Annotated in this window: 19 protein-coding genes; 7 read left to right on the top strand and 12 right to left on the bottom strand. The window is 60.2% G+C overall.

Annotated features, from left to right (window positions below; all coding sequences use genetic code 11):
• Positions 1–7: 7 nt before the first annotated feature.
• From KUH32_RS06490 to rho, 5 genes are read right to left on the bottom strand one after another with little or no spacing between them, the layout of a single operon-like run.
• A complete protein-coding gene (locus KUH32_RS06490) occupies positions 8–817 on the bottom strand; it encodes a ParA family protein (protein ID WP_217777225.1) in 810 nt (269 codons plus the stop codon).
• Entirely contained in the window at positions 810–1,424 is a 615-nt protein-coding gene (rsmG, locus tag KUH32_RS06485) for a 16S rRNA (guanine(527)-N(7))-methyltransferase RsmG (RefSeq protein WP_217777224.1), read from the bottom strand. The genes KUH32_RS06490 and rsmG overlap by 8 nt, the downstream gene beginning before the upstream one ends.
• Positions 1,421–3,295, bottom strand: coding sequence for a tRNA uridine-5-carboxymethylaminomethyl(34) synthesis enzyme MnmG (gene mnmG / locus KUH32_RS06480; protein WP_217777223.1), 1,875 nt, complete (start codon positions 3,293–3,295; stop codon positions 1,421–1,423). The genes rsmG and mnmG overlap by 4 nt, the downstream gene beginning before the upstream one ends.
• Before the next feature lie 3 nt (positions 3,296–3,298).
• Positions 3,299–4,579 carry a tRNA uridine-5-carboxymethylaminomethyl(34) synthesis GTPase MnmE gene (gene mnmE, locus KUH32_RS06475; RefSeq protein ID WP_217777222.1) on the bottom strand — a complete coding sequence of 427 codons (1,281 nt, stop codon included), beginning with the start codon at positions 4,577–4,579 and terminating at the stop codon, positions 3,299–3,301.
• Between the two features lie 18 nt (positions 4,580–4,597).
• A complete protein-coding gene (gene rho, locus KUH32_RS06470) occupies positions 4,598–5,869 on the bottom strand; it encodes a transcription termination factor Rho (protein ID WP_217777221.1) in 1,272 nt (423 codons plus the stop codon).
• Between the two features lie 522 nt (positions 5,870–6,391).
• Here rho and KUH32_RS06465 point away from each other — a divergent pair.
• The 4 genes from KUH32_RS06465 to dnaQ are packed head-to-tail and all read left to right on the top strand — an operon-like array spanning position 6,392 to position 9,090.
• Complete coding sequence (locus KUH32_RS06465; RefSeq protein WP_217777220.1) at positions 6,392–6,991, top strand: Maf family protein; 600 nt, start codon at positions 6,392–6,394, stop codon at positions 6,989–6,991.
• Positions 6,988–7,821 carry a shikimate dehydrogenase gene (locus KUH32_RS06460; RefSeq protein WP_217777219.1) on the top strand — a complete coding sequence of 278 codons (834 nt, stop codon included), beginning with the start codon at positions 6,988–6,990 and terminating at the stop codon, positions 7,819–7,821. The genes KUH32_RS06465 and KUH32_RS06460 overlap by 4 nt, the downstream gene beginning before the upstream one ends.
• Positions 7,818–8,411, top strand: coding sequence for a dephospho-CoA kinase (gene coaE, locus KUH32_RS06455; protein WP_217777218.1), 594 nt, complete (start codon positions 7,818–7,820; stop codon positions 8,409–8,411). The genes KUH32_RS06460 and coaE overlap by 4 nt, the downstream gene beginning before the upstream one ends.
• Entirely contained in the window at positions 8,404–9,090 is a 687-nt protein-coding gene (gene dnaQ / locus KUH32_RS06450) for a DNA polymerase III subunit epsilon (RefSeq protein ID WP_217777217.1), read from the top strand. Before coaE ends, dnaQ begins: the two co-directional genes overlap by 8 nt.
• Positions 9,091–9,094: 4 nt before the next feature.
• Here the strand turns inward: dnaQ and secB are convergent, their stop codons facing one another.
• Together secB and KUH32_RS06440 are read right to left on the bottom strand one after the other, a co-directional pair.
• Positions 9,095–9,598, bottom strand: coding sequence for a protein-export chaperone SecB (gene secB, locus KUH32_RS06445; RefSeq protein WP_217777216.1), 504 nt, complete (start codon positions 9,596–9,598; stop codon positions 9,095–9,097).
• 55 nt (positions 9,599–9,653) lie between these two features.
• Positions 9,654–10,139, bottom strand: a complete 486-nt coding sequence (locus KUH32_RS06440; RefSeq protein ID WP_217777215.1) for an FxsA family protein — start codon at positions 10,137–10,139, stop codon at positions 9,654–9,656.
• A 109-nt stretch (positions 10,140–10,248) separates the two neighbouring features.
• Between KUH32_RS06440 and KUH32_RS06435 the strand changes: the two genes are divergently transcribed.
• From KUH32_RS06435 to KUH32_RS18655, 3 genes are all read left to right on the top strand, one after another.
• On the top strand, positions 10,249–10,908 hold the full coding sequence (locus KUH32_RS06435; protein ID WP_217777214.1) for a Tim44/TimA family putative adaptor protein: 660 nt from the start codon (positions 10,249–10,251) through the stop codon (positions 10,906–10,908).
• 38 nt (positions 10,909–10,946) lie between these two features.
• Positions 10,947–11,948: a murein transglycosylase A gene (gene mltA, locus KUH32_RS06430; protein WP_254898997.1), complete on the top strand. Its 1,002-nt coding sequence runs from the start codon at positions 10,947–10,949 to the stop codon at positions 11,946–11,948.
• Between the two features lie 245 nt (positions 11,949–12,193).
• Entirely contained in the window at positions 12,194–12,535 is a 342-nt protein-coding gene (locus KUH32_RS18655; RefSeq protein ID WP_431358188.1) for a Smr/MutS family protein, read from the top strand.
• Positions 12,536–12,538: 3 nt separating this feature from the next.
• Here KUH32_RS18655 and KUH32_RS06420 read toward each other — a convergent pair whose 3' ends face one another.
• The 5 genes from KUH32_RS06420 to crtA are packed head-to-tail and all read right to left on the bottom strand — an operon-like array spanning position 12,539 to position 18,023.
• Positions 12,539–13,753, bottom strand: coding sequence for an MFS transporter (locus KUH32_RS06420; protein WP_217777211.1), 1,215 nt, complete (start codon positions 13,751–13,753; stop codon positions 12,539–12,541).
• Between the two features lie 33 nt (positions 13,754–13,786).
• The gene (gene bchO / locus KUH32_RS06415) at positions 13,787–14,644 is read right to left on the bottom strand and encodes an alpha/beta fold hydrolase BchO (protein ID WP_217777210.1); all 858 of its coding nucleotides are present in this window, start codon (positions 14,642–14,644) and stop codon (positions 13,787–13,789) included.
• Between the two features lie 3 nt (positions 14,645–14,647).
• Positions 14,648–16,318, bottom strand: coding sequence for a magnesium chelatase subunit D (locus tag KUH32_RS06410; protein WP_217777209.1), 1,671 nt, complete (start codon positions 16,316–16,318; stop codon positions 14,648–14,650).
• Positions 16,315–17,319: a magnesium chelatase ATPase subunit I gene (gene bchI, locus KUH32_RS06405; RefSeq protein ID WP_217777208.1), complete on the bottom strand. Its 1,005-nt coding sequence runs from the start codon at positions 17,317–17,319 to the stop codon at positions 16,315–16,317. Before bchI ends, KUH32_RS06410 begins: the two co-directional genes overlap by 4 nt.
• On the bottom strand, positions 17,316–18,023 hold the full coding sequence (gene crtA / locus KUH32_RS06400; protein WP_217777207.1) for a spheroidene monooxygenase: 708 nt from the start codon (positions 18,021–18,023) through the stop codon (positions 17,316–17,318). The genes bchI and crtA overlap by 4 nt, the downstream gene beginning before the upstream one ends.
• Positions 18,024–18,036: the final 13 nt, after the last annotated feature.

Below are 18,036 nucleotides of genomic sequence, written 5' to 3'. Positions count from 1 at the left end.
CCTGCCTTTATGCCGCTATCTTCTGGTTTTTTCTGATCAGCTCGGCGGCAAGCGCGCGATACGCTTGCGCACCTTTCGATTGTCCGTCGTACTGCAGGACGGGCAGCGCAAAGGACGGTGCTTCGCTGAGGCGTACATTTCTGGGAATGACGGTGTCGAAGACCACCTCACCAAGATTTGCGCGCGCGTCGGCCTCGACTTGCTGAGACAGGTTGTTTCGGCGATCAAACATCGTGAGGACCACGCCTTCGATGCGAAGGTCGGGATTCGCGGACAGGCGGATTTCGCGCAATGTCAGCATCAACTGCGACAAACCTTCCAACGCGAAAAACTCGCTTTGAAGCGGGATAAGAACGGAGTGCGCGGCGACCATCGCATTGACGGTCAGCAGATTGAGCGACGGCGGGCAATCGATCAACACATAGTCGAAACCGAACCGATCCATGGCCGTCTGCCTAAGCGCGTCATGTAGCAGGAAACTGCGCTTGGCGTTCGAGATCAGTTCGATGTCGGCAGAGCTCAGATCGACATTGGCAGGAACAATGCTGAGGTTTTCGATATCGCTGCCTTTCACGACTTCTGCGAGTTCGCGCTCGCCGGTCAAGAGATCGTATGTCGTGTGCTGCCGATCTTCCGGTTCGACACCAAGTCCGGTGGACGCGTTTCCTTGAGGGTCCAGGTCGACAACCAGAACCTTCAGGTTCAGTTCGGCCAAGGCCGCGCCGAGGTTGATCGTGGTGGTGGTTTTGCCAACCCCACCTTTTTGGTTGGCGACCGCAATGATTTTCGGGCCCGGCGGTCGTGTCGGATCAGACATGGATCACCTCTTTCAAGCGCAGGATCACGGCGTTTTCGTTGGTTCTGCTTGTAATTGGCTCGGCATTGAAACGCCACGTCTTCTGCGCCTCCGCGATCTCTTTTTTCCAGTTTTCGCCCTTGGGAAAAAGATAGGTGGTGTTCGGCGTTCCATGACGGCTTGCCAGACCGAGAAGCTTGGTCAAAGCTGCCAAGGCGCGAGCGCTGATAACGTCTGCGCCCTGCGGAGATGCGCGTTCGATCCTGGTAGGCAACACCGTGGTTTTCAAGCCGGCTTCGCGAACGACCGTCCGCAGGAACGCGGACTTCCTGGCATCACTTTCGATCAGGGTGACGGACAGGTCTGGTTGCTTCTCGGCAGCGACGATCGCGACAACCAACCCAGGGAAACCACCGCCGCTGCCCAGATCCAGCCAGCTCTGCTTGGTCTCGGGGGAGAGTTCGAAAACCTGCAGCGAATCCGCGACATGCCGCGTCCAGAGATCATGCTCATCCGTGCGGGCAACCAGGTTGATTGCTTGATTCCACGTTTTCAACAGCTTGACGAAGGTAGACAACCTGTCTTGTGTTTCACGTGAAACGTCCGTTGCAAGTGCGCGTGACGTCATGCCGATTTGCGGCGTGATTGACGCAACTTTGCCAAGATAAGCGCCAGCGCCGCCGGTGTCATGCCGTCGATCTTTCCGGCTTGTGCCAGTGTTTCCGGCTTGTGGAATACCAATTTCGACTGAAGTTCCTTAGACAAACCCGACATCCCCAGATAATCGAAGTCGCGCGGGATGACGGTGCGCTCTTCGCGTCGCAGCGCATCGATGTCCTGCGCCTGACGATCGAGGTAATTCGCGTAGAGAGCCTCGCGCTCCAGCTGTTCGCCGATGACTGGTTCGATCTGATCCAGACTTGCCGCGAGACTGGTCAAAGCAGGCAACGTAACATCAGGGAAAGATAGAAGTTCGTACGCACTGCGGCGTGGGCCGTCCTTGTTCACCTCAACACCCAAAGCGGAGAGCTCGGAAGGCGAAAATCTTGTTTCCCGCAGAACAACCCTGGCCGCGTTCAACTTCTCCATTTTTTCTTCGAACGCCGTTCTTCGGCGATCGCTAACCACACCCAAGTCGATTGCCATGGGCGTCAGACGTTGATCCGCATTGTCCGCGCGCAGTGTGAGACGAAACTCGGCTCGCGATGTGAACATCCGATACGGCTCGGTGACTCCCCTCGTCACAAGATCATCAATCATCACACCGATATATGACTCGGCACGGCTGAAAGCCACCTGATCGCGATCCGCGGCCATGGCCGCAGCGTTCAATCCCGCCACAAGACCTTGCGCCGCAGCTTCCTCATAGCCGGTGGTGCCGTTGATCTGCCCCGCGAGAAAAAAGCCAGGGCAGGACATGAGGCTTAGTCGGCTGTCAAGAGAACGCGGATCCACGTAGTCATATTCGATTGCGTAACCGGGTTGCAGAATGTCGACGCGCTCCAAGCCTTTCATCGTCCGAACGTATCGAACCTGCACATCTTCCGGCAAAGACGTGGATATCCCGTTCGGATATACCGTGTGATCGTCCAGACCCTCCGGTTCCAGAAAAACCTGGTGCGCGTTCTTGTCCGCAAAGCGCACGACCTTGTCTTCGATCGATGGGCAATATCTCGGACCGACGCCGGCGATCCGACCACCGTACATTGCAGAACGCGCTAGGTTTTCTTCTATGATCTCGTGTGTCGCAGGGTTTGTGTGCGTGATGCCACAACTGATTTGCCGGGCCACGGGTGCTTTGGACAGGAACGAAAACATCACTGGTTCGTCATCGCCAGGCTGCATCTCAAGTTGATCCCAGGCAATCGTACGACCATCCAGTCGTGGGGGAGTACCGGTTTTGAGCCGCCCAAACGGCAGATCGAACCCCCGCAAGCGATCTGCGAGCCGATTGGATGGCTGCGCGCCCATCCTTCCCGCGGTAAACGAACGATCGCCGATATGAACCGTCCCACGTAAGAAAGTTCCCGTGGTCAGAACGACGGTGCGCGCTGCAACCTCCGACCCGTCTGCCAGGATCACGCGGAATGACAGCTGACCCGCCGGGACGATATCCACGACTTCTCCGACAACGACAGCAAGGCCAGGTAACGCGAGAACTTCTTCTGACATCGCTGCGCGATAGAGGCGACGATCTGCTTGTGCGCGAGGGCCTTGAACAGCCGGACCTTTGCGCCGGTTCAACAGGCGAAACTGAATGCCGGCGCGATCCGCGACACGACCCATCAGGCCGTCCATCGCGTCGATCTCCCGTACAAGATGGCCCTTCCCAAGCCCTCCGATCGCCGGGTTGCACGACATCACACCAAGATCGTCCTTTTGGAACGTGACCAGCGCGGTCCGTGCACCCATCCGAGAGGCAGCCGCCGCCGCTTCTGTTCCAGCGTGACCGCCACCGATTACCACAACATCGAAGCCACCGTGTTTCACGTGAAACACTCCTCACTTCCCAAGACAAAAGCGATTGAAGACCGAATCCAAGATGTCCTCGACATCCACCTTACCCATTACATGCGCCAGTCGTCGCACAGCAAGACGAAGTTCCTCCGCCACCTGGTCATACACATCTGGACCCCGAGCAAGCAGTGCCAACGCGTTACCTAGGCGTTGCTGCCCATCAATCATAGCTGCGCGGTGTCTTTCCCGTGTGACAAGTCCAGCATTCGCGCTTCTCCGAACAAGTATACCATGCAGCCGCGACAAGAGCGCATCGATACCTTCACCAGTGACCGCTGAGATCCCCTCGCCGCCACGAAGGTCGATTTTCGATCGAACCACGATATCATCCGGTTGCGCAACAATGCCCGTTGCTACCGAGTCATCAACCAGGAAAACACGCAGATCCGCGTTCGCGGCACGGCGCCGGGCCAGATCGACGCCGATCGCCTCAATCTCATCGTCGGTTTCTCTCAGCCCAGCCGTGTCCAGAAACGTCACCGCTAGGCCCTTGATATCCATCCTCACTTCGATCACGTCTCGCGTCGTTCCCGCTACCGCTGAAACGATCGCGGCTTGACGGCCCGCGAGACGATTCAGCAAAGTGGATTTCCCCACGTTCGGAGCGCCGACGATCGCCACTTCGAACCCGCTGCGTATTCGCTCAGCGGCAGAATAACCTCGAAGTTCGCGTTCGACGTCTTCCTTGACGGTGGTCACCAAACCCAAGACATCCGGTGTGACATCAACGGGCACCTCCTCATCGGCGAAATCAAGCGTGGCCTCCAAAAGCGACAGCGCATGGATCAGCTTGTCGCGCCAGACGGCAACCGCTTGGCCAAGGGCACCGGAAAACAGTCGCATGGCCTGTTCACGCTGTGCTTCCGTCTCTGCATCTATCAAATCCGCGAGAGCTTCCACCTGCGCGAGATCCAATCGGCCGTTCTCCAAAGCCCGCCGCGTGAACTCACCCGGCTCGGCGGGCCGAAACCCCTTCAGAACCGTCAACTCGCCCATTACCGACGCCACGACGGCGATGCTCCCGTGCAGCTGGAACTCGACGACCCGCTCTCCGGTGAAGCTGGCGTTTTCCGCAAAACAAAGCACCAACGCTTCGTCGATCACCTCGCCACCAGGGGTTTTCAGTTTCCGCAATGCTGCGTATCGCGGTTTCGGTATGTCACCCGCAAGATGTTCGACCGCTTGAAACGCCAGTGGCCCTGACACACGAATGACGGCCACGCCCGCCTTTCCAGGCGCACTTGCCTGCGCAAAGATCGTGTCCAAAGTCGCCTCCAAGCGCCTTTAGCTGTTCATCGAGTCAAAGAATTCCGAGTTCGTCTTGGTCTGCTTGAGCTTCGACAAAAGGAATTCGATCGCGTCGGTCGTACCCATCGGGTTCAGAATGCGCCGCAACACGAACGTTTTCTGCAAATCGATCTTGTCGACAAGCAGATCTTCCTTCCGGGTTCCCGACTTCAGGATATCGATCGCCGGGAACACACGCTTGTCGGCAACCTTGCGGTCCAACACGATCTCCGAGTTGCCGGTACCCTTGAATTCTTCAAAGATCACCTCGTCCATGCGCGAGCCGGTATCGATCAGCGCGGTCGCGATGATGGTCAGAGATCCACCCTCTTCGATGTTCCGTGCGGCACCGAAAAACCTTTTGGGACGTTGCAACGCATTGGCATCAACACCGCCGGTCAATACCTTTCCCGACGATGGCACAACCGTATTGAACGCGCGTCCCAGTCGCGTGATCGAATCAAGCAGAATGACCACGTCCCGCTTGTGTTCAACCAGTCGCTTGGCCTTCTCGATCACCATCTCGCTGACCGCCACATGCCGCGTGGCCGGTTCGTCGAACGTTGAAGATATCACCTCGCCCTTTACCGAACGCTGCATGTCCGTCACTTCTTCCGGTCGTTCATCGATCAGCAGCACGATCAGATAGCATTCCGGATGGTTCTTCTCGATCGAATGCGCAATGTTCTGCAAAAGAACCGTTTTCCCTGTCCGCGGCGGCGCCACGATCAGGCTGCGCTGACCTTTTCCGATCGGCGATACTAGATCGATGATCCGGGCCGATCGATCCTTGATCGTCGGATCCTCGATTTCCATCTTCAGCCGTTCGTCCGGATACAATGGCGTCAGGTTGTCGAACGCGATCTTGTGACGGGCCTTGTCGGGATCCTCGAAATTGATCTTCGTTACCGAAACCAGGGCAAAGTAGCGTTCGTTCTCATCAGGAGCCTTGATCTCTCCCTCGATCGTATCACCGGTTCTCAAGGAGTATTTTCGGATCATTTCCGGGCTGACATAGATGTCGTCCGGACCAGGCAGGTAATTCGCTTCCGGCGACCGCAGGAAACCAAAGCCGTCCTGAAGCACCTCCAAGACGCCATCACCGAAGATGTCCCAACCCTCGTCCGCCCGCTCGCGCAGGATCTGGAACATCATCTCCCCCTTGCGCATCGTCGAGGCGTTCTCGATCTCAAGTTCCTCGGCCATAGCCAGAAGATCCTTGGGGCTCTTTGCCTTCAGATCGGCAAGGTTCAGCTTTTCAATGATCATGGCATGACCTCTCGCGGACCAGGTCCGGCTTAGCGCGTTCATTAAGGAGACGACCTTCGGGACCGAAGGCATCCCCGACCTAAACGTCGGAGCACAGCCTGTCAATCGCGCAGCACTGGCCACGGGAACCAATAAAAGAATGAGAAAGAAAAAGAGTATTTGTTGGTTCTAGTCTGCTCTGATCCTGTGGATTAACGAAGTCCACACAGATCGGTCCACAGGCGTCAAGATGTGGAAATTGCTCTGGATCAAACAAGGCATCGACAGGAGAATTCTAGAAAAAAAGAATATAAATCAATATGTTAACAAGATAAACCAGTCTAAGCCATTTTGTTGGTATTCTGTCGGAAACCTCAGCTTCGGGCCTTTCGTTCCACGTGATCGGGTTTTCCTTTTCCCGAGATGCGCAAACGAGCGGAACAGGCGGAAAAACCCGCATACACTCCACCGGCTTGCAACCCACCCGCTTATTCCCCAGAACAACCGACAGACATTCACCCCGGTTTTCCACAAATTCACCCCATGAAAACTGCTTTGATCCTCGCATCCGGGTCGCACATCCGCGCTCAAATGCTCTCGTCGGCAGGGCTGACCTTCGATATCGATTCGCCCCGGATCGACGAAGACGCCGTGAAGGCCTCACTGCGTGCCGAAGGCGCGACGGCGCGTGACATCGCCGACGCATTGGCCGAAAGCAAGGCACGAAAGATCGCCGCACGCCATCCGCAGTCGCTTGTTCTTGGTTGTGACCAGGTTCTCGAGTTTGAAGACACCGTCCTCTCCAAACCCGAAACCCGGGACGAGGCCCGCGACCAATTGATTGTTTTGCGGGGGCGTCAACACAGTCTGCATTCGGCAGCGGTTCTCTATCGCGACGGCAATCCTGTCTGGCGCCACGTCGACACCGCCCGCCTGACGATGCGTCGCTTTTCGGATGCTTATCTCGACGCCTACCTTGATCGGAACTGGCCTTCCGTCGCATCCTCGGTCGGTGGCTACAAGCTCGAGGAGGAAGGCGTGCGGCTCTTTGCCCGGATCGACGGCGACCATTTCACCATTCTTGGTCTGCCGTTACTGCCGCTCCTCAACAATCTGTCCCTCACCGGAACAATCCCAGCATGAGCCCAGATCGCATTCCCCTGGCCGGCGTGATCGGATCACCCATTGCCCACTCCAAGTCACCCCGTCTTCATGCGCATTGGTTGCGCAAGTACGGATTGCCGGGTCACTACATCCCGATGGACGTGCCGGCAGCGCGGCTGGCCGATACGCTGCGCTTGCTTCCCGAGATCGGTTTCGTCGGTGTCAATGTCACTATTCCCTACAAGGAACAGGTGATGGACATCGCCGATCAGATCAGCGATCGGGCAACCCTAATCGGTGCAGCGAATACGCTGATCTTCCGCAAGGATGGCAAGATCCATGCCGACAATACCGACGGTTACGGGTTCATCGAAAACCTCCGGCAATCCGCGCCGAAGTGGCGCGCTGCGGCGGGTCCGATTGTGGTCTTCGGCGCGGGTGGCGCCGCGCGGGCGGTCGTCGCATCCCTGCTTGATGTCGGCGCTCCGGAAATCCGGTTGACCAATCGCACCCGATTGCGTGCCGAAAACCTGCGCGACGAATTCGGTCATCGCATCACGGTCGTCGACTGGGTCCAGGCCGGAAACGTGCTCGACGACGCGGCGACCGTTGTCAATACGACATCGCTCGGCATGGTCGGCAAACCTGAATTCCGGGTGCCGCTCGACGGTCTACGTGCCGGCACGACAGTTTGCGATCTTGTCTATACACCGTTGCAAACAAGGCTCTTGCGCGAAGCGGAACAGGCCAAATGCGTTACCGTCGACGGGCTGGGCATGTTGCTTCACCAGGCCGTGCCCGGATTCGAACGGTGGTTCGGAAAACGTCCCGATGTGGATGAAACAGCGCGCGCCGCTGTCCTGAGATGACCATACGCATCGGTTTGACCGGTTCCATTGGCATGGGCAAATCGGCGACAGCCCAACTCTTTCACGAACTGGGATGCCCGGTCTGGGATGCGGACGCGGCCGTTCATCGCCTTTATGCTCGTGGCGGGTCGGCCGTCACAGCAATCCGGTCAGCGTTTCCCGATGCCGTAGCCGATGGTGCGGTATCCCGTGACGCGCTTCGCCGCATCATCGCCCAAGACCCAACCGCCCTGCCCCGCATCGAAGCGATCGTACACCCGCTCGTCCGGCAAGACCGCGAAGATTTCGCGAACAACCATCCTGACGGAATCGTCGTCTTCGACATTCCGCTTCTGTTCGAAACCGGGACCGACAAGGACATGCATGCCACGGTTTGCGTGACGATCGACGCCGAGACGCAGAAATCCCGGGTCCTCGATCGCGGAAACATGACCGAAGCGGATCTGCAGCGGATCCTCGCCCGCCAGATGCCCAACGACGAGAAAATGGTCAGGGCAGACTACATCATCGAAACCGACAACCTTGAGCATGCGCGGTCGCAGGTCCAGACTGTGCTCGCAGATATCAAACGACGGTTCCAGAATGCGTGAAATTGTCCTCGACACCGAAACAACGGGCTTTGATCCAGAAAGCGGCGACCGTGTGGTCGAGATCGGCGCGGTCGAACTGTTCAACCACGTGCCCACCGGCAAGACCTACCATCAGTACATCAATCCCCAACGCGCCATGCCGCAGGAAGCGTTCGAAGTTCATGGGTTGGGCGATGATTTTCTGCGCGACAAACCGGTCTTTGCAGCGATCGTCGATGATTTTCTGGAATTCGTTCAAGATTCCAAGTTGATAATTCACAACGCGAGCTTCGACATGAAGTTCCTGAACGCCGAGTTGCGCTGGGTCGATCGTGCCCCACTGCCCAACGACCAGGCTGTCGACACGCTCGAAATCGCCCGAAGAAGGTTTCCCGGAAGCCCCGCTTCCCTCGACGCCCTTTGCCGGCGTTTCGGTATCGACAATTCTTCGCGCACGTTACACGGCGCACTTCTCGACAGTGAAATCCTGGCCGAGGTCTATCTTGAATTGATCGGCGGCAAGCAGCCGGATTTCGCGCTGACCACACCGGGCGGCCGGTCGCAGAAGTCGAATAGCGATGCAACCTGGCGCCCGGGCCCGCGGCCCGAACCTTTGCCCGCACGCCTGACGAACGACGAAAAGGCAGCCCATGCCGAGTTTCTGAAAAAACTGGGAGACAAGGCGCTCTGGAGCGCCTGAACGATCAGGCGTTGGCCGTCTGTTCGCCCCCACCTGATTGCGCCGCCCGCCGCGCCAGTTCGTTCCGGTAAAGCGCAAGAAAGTCGATCGTTTCCAGGTTGAGCGGCGGAAATCCACCGTCGCGGGTCACGTCAGACACCACCCGCCGCACGAACGGGAAAAGCATCCGTGGGCACTCGATCAGAAGGAACGGGTGCAGCTGCTCTTCGGGCACGTTTTCGATGTGAAACACGCCGGCGTAGTCCAGTTCCAGCAGGAACAGTTGGGCACGATCGCTCTTGCTTTTCGAATCTACCTTGAGCTTGAGGATGACCTCGTACTGGTTTTCCTGGGACCGTTTCTTGGCATCCAGGTTCACTTGAACCTGAACGTCCGGCTGCACGTCTCCGCTGGCGCCTTTCTGGGCCAGAATGTTCTCGAATGACATGTCCCGCACGAATTGCGCGAGCACGTTCATCTTGATCTGCGGGGCTTGCGGCGCCGCGCCGTTGTCTGCGGTATCGGCCATGGTTCAGTCTCCCTGAAAACGTCGGCCCATCGCATACCAGCCGTCAGCGCCGGTCTCAATGCCTAGTCCAGCCCGATCCCGGGTGGTTGGGTGCTTTTCCCTGCGGCATTTCGGTGAACTCGCCATCGATGACGTCTGGTCTGTCATGCGGGCTGCTCTGGCGCGGCGGCTGCTCACCCATCGAAAAGCGGTGAACCTTTATCCGTCGGCTCATCCAGCGAAACACCGCGTCTCGAACCGGTGGCATCAGCAAGGCGAAGCCCGCCGCATCCGTGAAGAACCCGGGTGTCAGCAGCAACGCACCGGAAAACAGGATCATCGCACCATGCGCCAGGGGTTCGGTCGGATCGTCAAGATCGGAAAACGATCGCCTCAGGTTTGCAAGCGCCAGTTTCCCCTGGCTGCGTACCAACCATGTGCCGATCACCGCCGTCAGCACGACGATGCCGAGCGTCGGCCAAAGCCCGATTAGACCACCTATCTGGATGAACAGCGCGATTTCGATCAAGGGAACGCTGAGAAACGCAAAGAAGAGCCACATTTCGACCGACATCCTTTCCCTTGGCCACGTGGTGGACTAACCCGCCTTGCTCACCTACATAAGAACTCGACAGCGCTCATGCCACACTTGCCACCGAAACGAGGTGCCGATGAATTCCCCGATCATCCAGCTTCTGGTTCTTGCTGGAATCGCCGTTTTCCTGATCTTGCGGCTTCGCAGCGTGCTGGGCACCCGTGAAGGGTTTGAAAAACCGCCGCTTTCCAACCAGACCCGCGACAGCGGGGCCCGCCGCGACTTTGAAGTGATCGAAGGTGGACCGGATCGCGACATAACCGATCATGTCGACGAAAAAAGCCCGAGCGCCGACGCGCTCGCACGGATGAAACGCACCGACCCGACGTTCAGCGTCAGCGAATTCCTGTCCGGTGCTCGTGGTGCCTACGAGATGATCCTGATGGGTTTCGAGCGCGGGGATATCGAAGAGCTAAAGCCGTTTCTCGCCGAGGATGTCTATGACACCTTCGCCGAAGTCGTCGCCGCTCGGGAAGAACAGGGGCTCACGATCGAGGCCGATTTCGTTGGCGTGCGGGAGCTGACGTTGACGAACGCACGGTTCGAAGACGAAACCGGACTTGCCGAGATAACCGTGCGCTATGTCGGCGAACTCACGTCCGTGGTCAAGAATGCCGAGGGCGATATCGTCGAAGGAAGCGCCACGTCCGTCAAACGTCAGAAAGACGTCTGGACCTTTGCCCGCAACATGGGCAGCGATGATCCGAACTGGCAGCTCGTCGCCACGGACGAATGACGCGGAGGCTCTTCGCGGCAATTCTGGCGGGGGTCGTCATGGCGGGACAACAGCTTGGGGCCGAAGAAGAACCCAGTTTCTCGATCCTCGGCTTCGAGGATCTGAAGGGATGGGCTGACGATGATCACCAGGCGGCCCTTACCGTCTTTCGTAACACCTGCGGTGATCTATCCGCACCCGATTGGTCCGCGCTTTGCGGGATGGCGGCCGAAGCCGGGGACGCGCGGCAATTCTTCGAGCTTTTCTTCCGGCCGGTGTTGGTCTCGAATGGCACCGACGGGTTGTTCACCGGATATTTCGAGCCGGAGCTGACCGGATCACTGCGGCCCGATGGCCGTTTCCAGTTTCCGCTCTACCGTATGCCGCCCGAAGCCGAACAGCAGCGCCCCTGGTTGACCCGCCGTGAAATCCTGACCGACGGCGTGATGGAAGGACGAGGTCTGGAAATCGCCTGGGTCGACGATCCGGTCGAGTTGTTTTTCCTTCAGGTTCAGGGTTCCGGGCGCGTCCGGCTGCCCGACGGCGGCCATGTCCGTGTCGGATATGGCGGGGCAAACGGCCACCCCTACAGCTCGATCGGTCAGGAACTGGTGCGCCGGGGCATCTATCAGCCACACCAGGTCTCTGCGCAGGTCATCAAGAACTGGGTGCGTCGAAATCCCCGGGAAGGTCTCGACTTGCTGCTTGTCAATGACAGCTACGTCTTCTTCCGCGAGGTGAACGAAGTCCCGGCTGACAAGGGCCCGCTTGGCGCCATGAACCGTTCGATCACCGCGATGCGGTCAATCGCGGTCGATCCTGCCTACACCCCTTTGGGCGCGCCGGTCTGGATCGAGAAGGAAGGTCAGGCGCCTTTGCGCCGGCTGATGATCGCGCAGGACACGGGTTCGGCGATCAAGGGCGCGCAGCGCGCCGATATCTTTTTTGGCACGGGCGACCGTGCTGGCCGTATCGCAGGCCGAATAAAAGACCCTGGCCGCATGGTCGTTCTGATGCCGATCCAGCGCGCGTACGCGTTGTTGCCGGAATCGGTGCAATGACACGGCGGCGTCTGCGGCCCGACGAACTGGAGCTGTGGAAGGGTGTCGCGCGATCGGCCAAACCCAGACCGGGCAAGAACCCAGATCATCCCACCCCTGCCCCAGCGGCGCGCAAGCCGCCGCCAAAGCAAACGCAAATCGCGATACCGTCAGATTTCAGCGTCGGGGCCCGCGCTCCTCTGCGATCCGAGGTCCGCTTGCCCGTTCGAACGACCTCCGAGCGCCTCGCCGACGCCCCCGTGACCATGGACGCCAAAGCGTTCGGACGGCTCAAACGTGGCAAACTGGTCCCCGAAGCTCGGATCGACCTGCACGGACTGACGCTTGACGCCGCACATAGCGCGCTTATCCAATTCGTCTTGTCCGCGCAATCGCGCGGCTTGCGGTTGGTCCTGGTCATCACCGGCAAGGGAAACCGCGAAGACCCATTCGATCCGGTTCCGCAACGGCGCGGTGCGCTCAAGCGGCAAGCGCCTCTTTGGTTGCAACAGATGCCGCTCGCCGGCGCGGTGCTGCAAGTGTCCGAAGCGCATGTGCGCCATGGTGGGTCCGGCGCATATTATGTCTATCTTCGAAAACGACGCTGACCATCACACCAGGGCGCGGCGCGATTCCGCCACGCCGATCACCATCAGGCCGGTTGTCATCACGAAATACGCCGCGATCCCCAGAAATTGCGTTTCGAGGCCGACGCCGATGCCGATCAACAAGCCGGTCAGCCCGGGACCGATCGCCGATCCAAACACCATGACCGCAGCGGCCATCGCCTTGATCGAACCGATGTGCCGCGTACCATAGAACTCGGCCCAGAACGCATTGGGGAGCGTGCTGTTCGCACCGGTCGTCATTGCAAGGCAGAGAAACCCGATCAACATCGAAACGGGATCGTTGCCTTGCGCGAATGTTGCGAAGGCCGCCACCATCGGCAGTTGAAACCAGGGTATCAACCGAGCGGTGCCCATACGGTCTATGAGCGCGCCCGACACGAGCATCGCGACAACCCCCATCGCAGTGTAGACCGGAAACAGCGCGGCCAGTTGCAAGTGGCTCCACCCCTTGATTTCGGCAAAGTGCACCTGGTGAAAGAAAAACGCCGTATTGAATGCCGCGGGACCCAGCAAAGCTGGCGCCATGAACCAGAAAAGCGGGTGAAACAGAGCCTGTTTCCGGGTCCAGTGCCTGCCGTTCATTCCCGTAGTGGCGCTGGTTTCTGCATGTGATCGGGGCGTGCGCTCGCGTTTCAACAGCGCGCGTATCGGGAAAATGGCAAACACCGCGACGACAGCCGCCGCAACCCACAGGGCACGCCAGTCCATCGCTGTCATCAGCCAGACGAACAGCACGGGCAACATCGCCTCACCCAGGGCAAAACCGAGGCCGGCAACTGCAAGTGCCCGGCCGCGTCTTGCAACGAACCAACGCGCCATGGCGACAATGGCGATCTGGCTGCACATTCCCTGTCCGGTCAGTCGCAACAGAAAGATCACGAGAGGCAGTAGCGCGACATAGACGTTCGCGGACATGGCGACACACGCCACGGCGAGACCGATCAACACCAAGGGGCCCAAGGTCCGGACACGGAACCGATCGGCCAAACCCCCGGCCCAAAGCATGACCAATGCCGAAACGGCGGTGGCGATCGAATAGATCGCACCCCAACCAGCATGGCTCAGGCCGTAGGCAATCCGGATCTCGCCTGCAAAGACCGAGATGAAAAAGGTCTGACCAAAGCTCGACAGGAATGTCAGCAGAACTCCGGTCGTCAGCCAAGGCGCGTTTTCCGTGAAAAAGTCCGTTCGGGCCATGCCGCGCCTTGTCTCTTCACGCCTCTGGTTCAGTCAGATCGCATCGTCCAGCCAAGCGCGGAGTCGCGCGGAAATTCGGGCAGGCGCTTCTTCGTGCATCAGATGTCCGAGCCGGTCAAAGCTTTCCGACACCGCGTTCTGCATTTGCGCCGCGGCCGCGACCGACACGGTTGGCGGAACGGTACCATCCTGCTCGCCGGTCAATAACAGGCACGTCATCGAAAAAGCCGGCAGATCGGATAACAACCCGTCCAGCGACCATTGCGCCATCATCCTCAACGTTCCGTCGACATGATCGTGATCTCGGCACAGGCGTGCATAGTAGGCAGCCCCCTCTGCGTCGATAACAGAGCCTGTTTCGGCCAAAAGAGCAGAAATCCTGCGATCGGAAGACAGGCTGCGAACGATGCCCGTCACGGCGAAGGGCGTCATCGCAAGAACCCGAGCGGCCAGCGGAAACAGGAAGGCCGCCAACCCATGAAAAGGTTGCAGTGCGGCGTTCAGTCCGATGACCGGCGGGTTCCCGGACAAGCTGGCCAGCCGAAGCGCGATGGCCGCTCCCGCCGAATGCCCGACGATCGCCGCGGGCTCTATTCCTTCGCTCTCCAGAAGCACTGCCAGGTCGGTTGCCATCGCGTCCAGAGACGAGCGTTGTCGCGCGCCGAGTTGCGTGAAACCGTGACCGGGAAGATCGATGGCCACCACGCGATAGCGATCCAGGAACGCCGGCAGAATATCGCGCCAGCTATGCGTCGAGGCGCCTGCGCCATGCAGGAAAAGCAGGGTCTTGCCTTGGCCCCTGTCCTGCACGTGCCAACGATGGGGTCGGCAGGGCACGATTCTAGACCATTCGGCGTGGGGCCAGCCGGAGAAATCCTTTTGCGGGTCCATTCGTTACGCCCCGATGGCCGATCCGATCGCCTTGCTCAGCGTTCGCGCATCCGCTCGGGGCAGGGGCAGGTAGCAGGCGCCCAGCGTTGCGGCCAGGTTCTGCAGATCGCGCTGCGGACGGATACCGGTGTCGACCACCGCGCTGGCAATGTTCAATTCGCGAATCTGCAAAGCCATCCTTTCGGCATCTTCGATAGCCGCCGCACGACCGTTGCGCCCGGGCAGGGGAACATTCGCGCGGCCATCGGTCAAAAGCGCGAGCACCGGCGACAAACCCTGGTCCCGGGCCCGACGCATGATGTCCGCGCTGGCCTGCAGCCCGGCGGCCAGAGGTGTGCCTCCGCCACCCGGCAAGCCCGCTAGTCGCCGTTTGGTCTGAACCAAGGACCGGGTCGGCGGCAACACCATTTCGGCGCCAGTGCCCCGGAACGCGATCAGGGCCACATGATCGCGTTGCGCATAGGCTTCGGCCAGCAAAAGCTCGACCGCACCCTTGGTTTCGGCAAGTCGTGCCATCGCCGAGGAACCCGACGCGTCGACGGCGAAAACGATGAGCCGGTCGGATCTTTCCTCATACCTCTTCAGGTGGATGTCGGACGGGCGCAGCAAGAGCCCAGCCCGGTCAGGCGGCGCCTTGCGACGCAAAGTCTGCCAAGGCGCCGCGGCGCGCAGGGTCGCGATGACATCGATCCGCGCGCCTGAATGAGGTTTTCCGGGCCGTGCGGGCAAGGGTCGCCCGCGCCGGTTTCCACGTTTTCTGTTGCCGGAACCGTTTCCTGCCGCCCGGGGTTGCGGGGTGTCGGTGACCAGCGCTTTCAGCATTCTTGGCGGTAGCACTGCGCGTACGGCTTCGACCAGCATGTCCTTGGGCAAATCGGACAACGGACCATCACTGCACGAATCGCGGTTTTCGGGCGACCCCGGATCTTGGAGATCATCCGCCGCGTCGTCCGGCATGCATGTGGCGCGGTGGGCGAGGACAAGTTGCGCCGCGATGGCCAGGTCGTCCGATATCACCGACGGGCGACCGCTTAGCGCGGCATGTGCCCGCGCCGCGCGCAGGGCGAACAAGGGCGCGCGCATCGATGCGATGCCGAAACGCGCGGCCGCCACCGTTATCGCTGCAACCGCGTGGTCAGGAATGATGACGTCTGCCAGCCTGTCCTGAGCGCTTGTGATGTCGGTCTCGGTGAACACCGGTTCCGCCATGTCTTGCAGGCGGATTCCGTCCAGATCGACAAGGAACGCAAGTCGTTCGGTCAGCGACGGCGGCGCGGCCTCGCTCTCTTCGGCGCCCTCGTCCAGGACGATTACGACCGGACCATGACCGCTATCGATCCTTTGTGCGAGCCGTGCAGCCAGCCCGGGAGAACAGCGTTCGGCCGTCGCCAGCGTCAGCGTTCCGCACCCGGCCAACAATCCGCGCGATAGAACCAAGCGCCCCTTTGCCAGCGTCGCCGCGATATCGACGCCGCCGAGCAACTGCGAATCGTCGATCGAAGGCGATATGCGGCAACCTGGCATCGGGCCGGACACGCCGCTACGCAGAAAGGCATCGCGCGTCGCCGATGCGCGGGCGCGCAGGTGCAGGCCGCCAAGTCCGGCGGGGTCCACCGCCAGAAGGGCCCTTGCCAGATGCCCGGCGATCCAGATTTCGGCGGCGCTGTCGATCATGCGAAGACGTCTTCGACCGTGCGGGTGACCCGTGCGGTTGATCCGGCTTCATCCAGTGGGTCGCGGCGCAATCGGTGGCACAACGCCATCGGCGCCACGGTGCGCAGATGATGTCGCGAAACCGTGCTTTGCCCTTCAAAGGCAGCAAGGGCCCGCGCCGCGCGCAACAGCGTCAGCTCGCCCCGCAAGCCGTCCGAGCCCAGCGTCATGCAAAGCCGCGCGCAGTCGCGCAGCGTATCGTCCGGGGTGGCGATACCGGATAGTGCGTCGCGCGCCGTCAGGATCGCCTTGCGAATCCTCGTATCCTCGCGGCGCCATTTCTTGAGGAATGCATCCGGGTCGGTGTCGAATGCAGCGCGGCGGCGAATGACCTCGATCCGTTCTTCGATATCGGTGGGAGAACGGACCTCGACTGACAATCCGAAACGGTCGAGCAATTGCGGCCGCAGCTCTCCCTCTTCGGGGTTTCCGGAACCGACCAGCACGAACCGTGCATCATGGCGGATCGACAGGCCCTCGCGCTCGATCACGTTTTCACCCGATTGCGCGACGTCCAACAGCAGATCGACGATGTGGTCCTCCAGCAGGTTGACCTCGTCTATATACAGATACCCACGGTTCGCCCGCGCCAGCAGCCCCGGCTCGAAAGCCTTTTCGCCCCGCGTCAACGCGCGTTCGATATCCAGCGCACCGATGACGCGATCTTCGGTGGCGCCCAGGGGCAGATCGACCACCGGTGTCGGCACGCGCCGCGTCTTGCCGGAAACCGGATCGGCCCAATCGGGATGATCGGCGGCCTGCGCCGCATTGGTAGGACTGCCTTCGAGAACGGCGATTTCGGGCAGCAGCGCGGCCAGGGCGCGCACCGCCGTCGACTTGCCGGTGCCACGATCGCCGAACACCAGGACCCCGCCAATGCCGGGATCGACAGCCGTCAGGATCATTGCACGTTTCATGTCCTCCTGGCCGACGATGGCGGAAAAGGGAAAGGGCTGTTTCATGCGAACGCCTCCTTGAGAATACGCGGGCTCTGTCCGTCCCAGCTTCCGGTTTCGCCGGCCACCCGGAACCGCGCATACAATTCTTCGCTGAACCAGTTGCCGTCTCTAACGGCGCGGATCGCACGGGCATGCGGGCCATCGCGGCGGGCGAAATGCGCCATGCTGGAATCATCGGGCCAGACCGAAAAGGTCACCTGGTGCAGCAATGGAACTTCGCCGATACCGATCTTGAAAAGAACACTGGGATCGGCGCCGATCACCTGCGAGATGTCGGGAACCCGCCGCCAGAAACGCAAAGCGACCGATGGTTTGATCGTGGCGCGGGTCAGCGCCGCGATAGGGCCGGTTCCATTGTCCGACTGTGCGTCGAATGGCGTCTGACCCGACCATGCGCCACGTGACGAGATCGGCGTCAGGAACACCGTCCAGTCTTCGACGGCGCGCTTGCGATACGCAGCGAACAGCGGGTCATCGGCGATCCGCGCCCGACCCGTATCCAGGTCGGGCCACGTGCACAGAATCGCGTAGACGGCGGTATTGGGAATCGGCGTGAACCCTTCGCCTGTTCCGGAGCCGCAGAGTTTCCAGAAGCCGAGTCCATCGACTTGCGGCAGCCTGAACCGCGCCGCACCCATCATGGCCAAGGCCCAGACCCGTGCGACCCAGGACTCGAACCGGAAAAGACTCAGACTGGCGGTCTGCATGTTCGGCACCCCA

Source organism: Thalassococcus arenae (genome assembly GCF_019104745.1).
GTDB classification, from domain to species: Bacteria; Pseudomonadota; Alphaproteobacteria; order Rhodobacterales; family Rhodobacteraceae; genus Thalassococcus_B; species Thalassococcus_B arenae.
Note: the sequence above shows the minus strand (reverse complement) of the source record. Positions and strands in the feature narration are given on the sequence as shown.

Excerpts from the sequence above, each read along its gene's own strand:
- KUH32_RS06490 (WP_217777225.1), bottom strand. The coding sequence starts at position 817 with ATGTCTGATCCGACACGACCGCCGGGCCCGAAAATCATTGCGGTCGCC.
- rsmG (WP_217777224.1), bottom strand. The coding sequence starts at position 1,424 with ATGACGTCACGCGCACTTGCAACGGACGTTTCACGTGAAACACAAGAC.
- rho (WP_217777221.1), bottom strand. The coding sequence starts at position 5,869 with ATGATCATTGAAAAGCTGAACCTTGCCGATCTGAAGGCAAAGAGCCCC.
- KUH32_RS06465 (WP_217777220.1), top strand. The coding sequence starts at position 6,392 with ATGAAAACTGCTTTGATCCTCGCATCCGGGTCGCACATCCGCGCTCAA.
- KUH32_RS06460 (WP_217777219.1), top strand. The coding sequence starts at position 6,988 with ATGAGCCCAGATCGCATTCCCCTGGCCGGCGTGATCGGATCACCCATT.
- coaE (WP_217777218.1), top strand. The coding sequence starts at position 7,818 with ATGACCATACGCATCGGTTTGACCGGTTCCATTGGCATGGGCAAATCG.
- dnaQ (WP_217777217.1), top strand. The coding sequence starts at position 8,404 with ATGCGTGAAATTGTCCTCGACACCGAAACAACGGGCTTTGATCCAGAA.
- secB (WP_217777216.1), bottom strand. The coding sequence starts at position 9,598 with ATGGCCGATACCGCAGACAACGGCGCGGCGCCGCAAGCCCCGCAGATC.
- KUH32_RS06440 (WP_217777215.1), bottom strand. The coding sequence starts at position 10,139 with ATGTGGCTCTTCTTTGCGTTTCTCAGCGTTCCCTTGATCGAAATCGCG.
- KUH32_RS06435 (WP_217777214.1), top strand. The coding sequence starts at position 10,249 with ATGAATTCCCCGATCATCCAGCTTCTGGTTCTTGCTGGAATCGCCGTT.
- mltA (WP_254898997.1), top strand. The coding sequence starts at position 10,947 with ATGGCGGGACAACAGCTTGGGGCCGAAGAAGAACCCAGTTTCTCGATC.
- KUH32_RS18655 (WP_431358188.1), top strand. The coding sequence starts at position 12,194 with ATGGACGCCAAAGCGTTCGGACGGCTCAAACGTGGCAAACTGGTCCCC.
- KUH32_RS06420 (WP_217777211.1), bottom strand. The coding sequence starts at position 13,753 with ATGGCCCGAACGGACTTTTTCACGGAAAACGCGCCTTGGCTGACGACC.
- bchO (WP_217777210.1), bottom strand. The coding sequence starts at position 14,644 with ATGGACCCGCAAAAGGATTTCTCCGGCTGGCCCCACGCCGAATGGTCT.
- KUH32_RS06410 (WP_217777209.1), bottom strand. The coding sequence starts at position 16,318 with ATGATCGACAGCGCCGCCGAAATCTGGATCGCCGGGCATCTGGCAAGG.
- bchI (WP_217777208.1), bottom strand. The coding sequence starts at position 17,319 with ATGAAACAGCCCTTTCCCTTTTCCGCCATCGTCGGCCAGGAGGACATG.
- crtA (WP_217777207.1), bottom strand. The coding sequence starts at position 18,023 with ATGCAGACCGCCAGTCTGAGTCTTTTCCGGTTCGAGTCCTGGGTCGCA.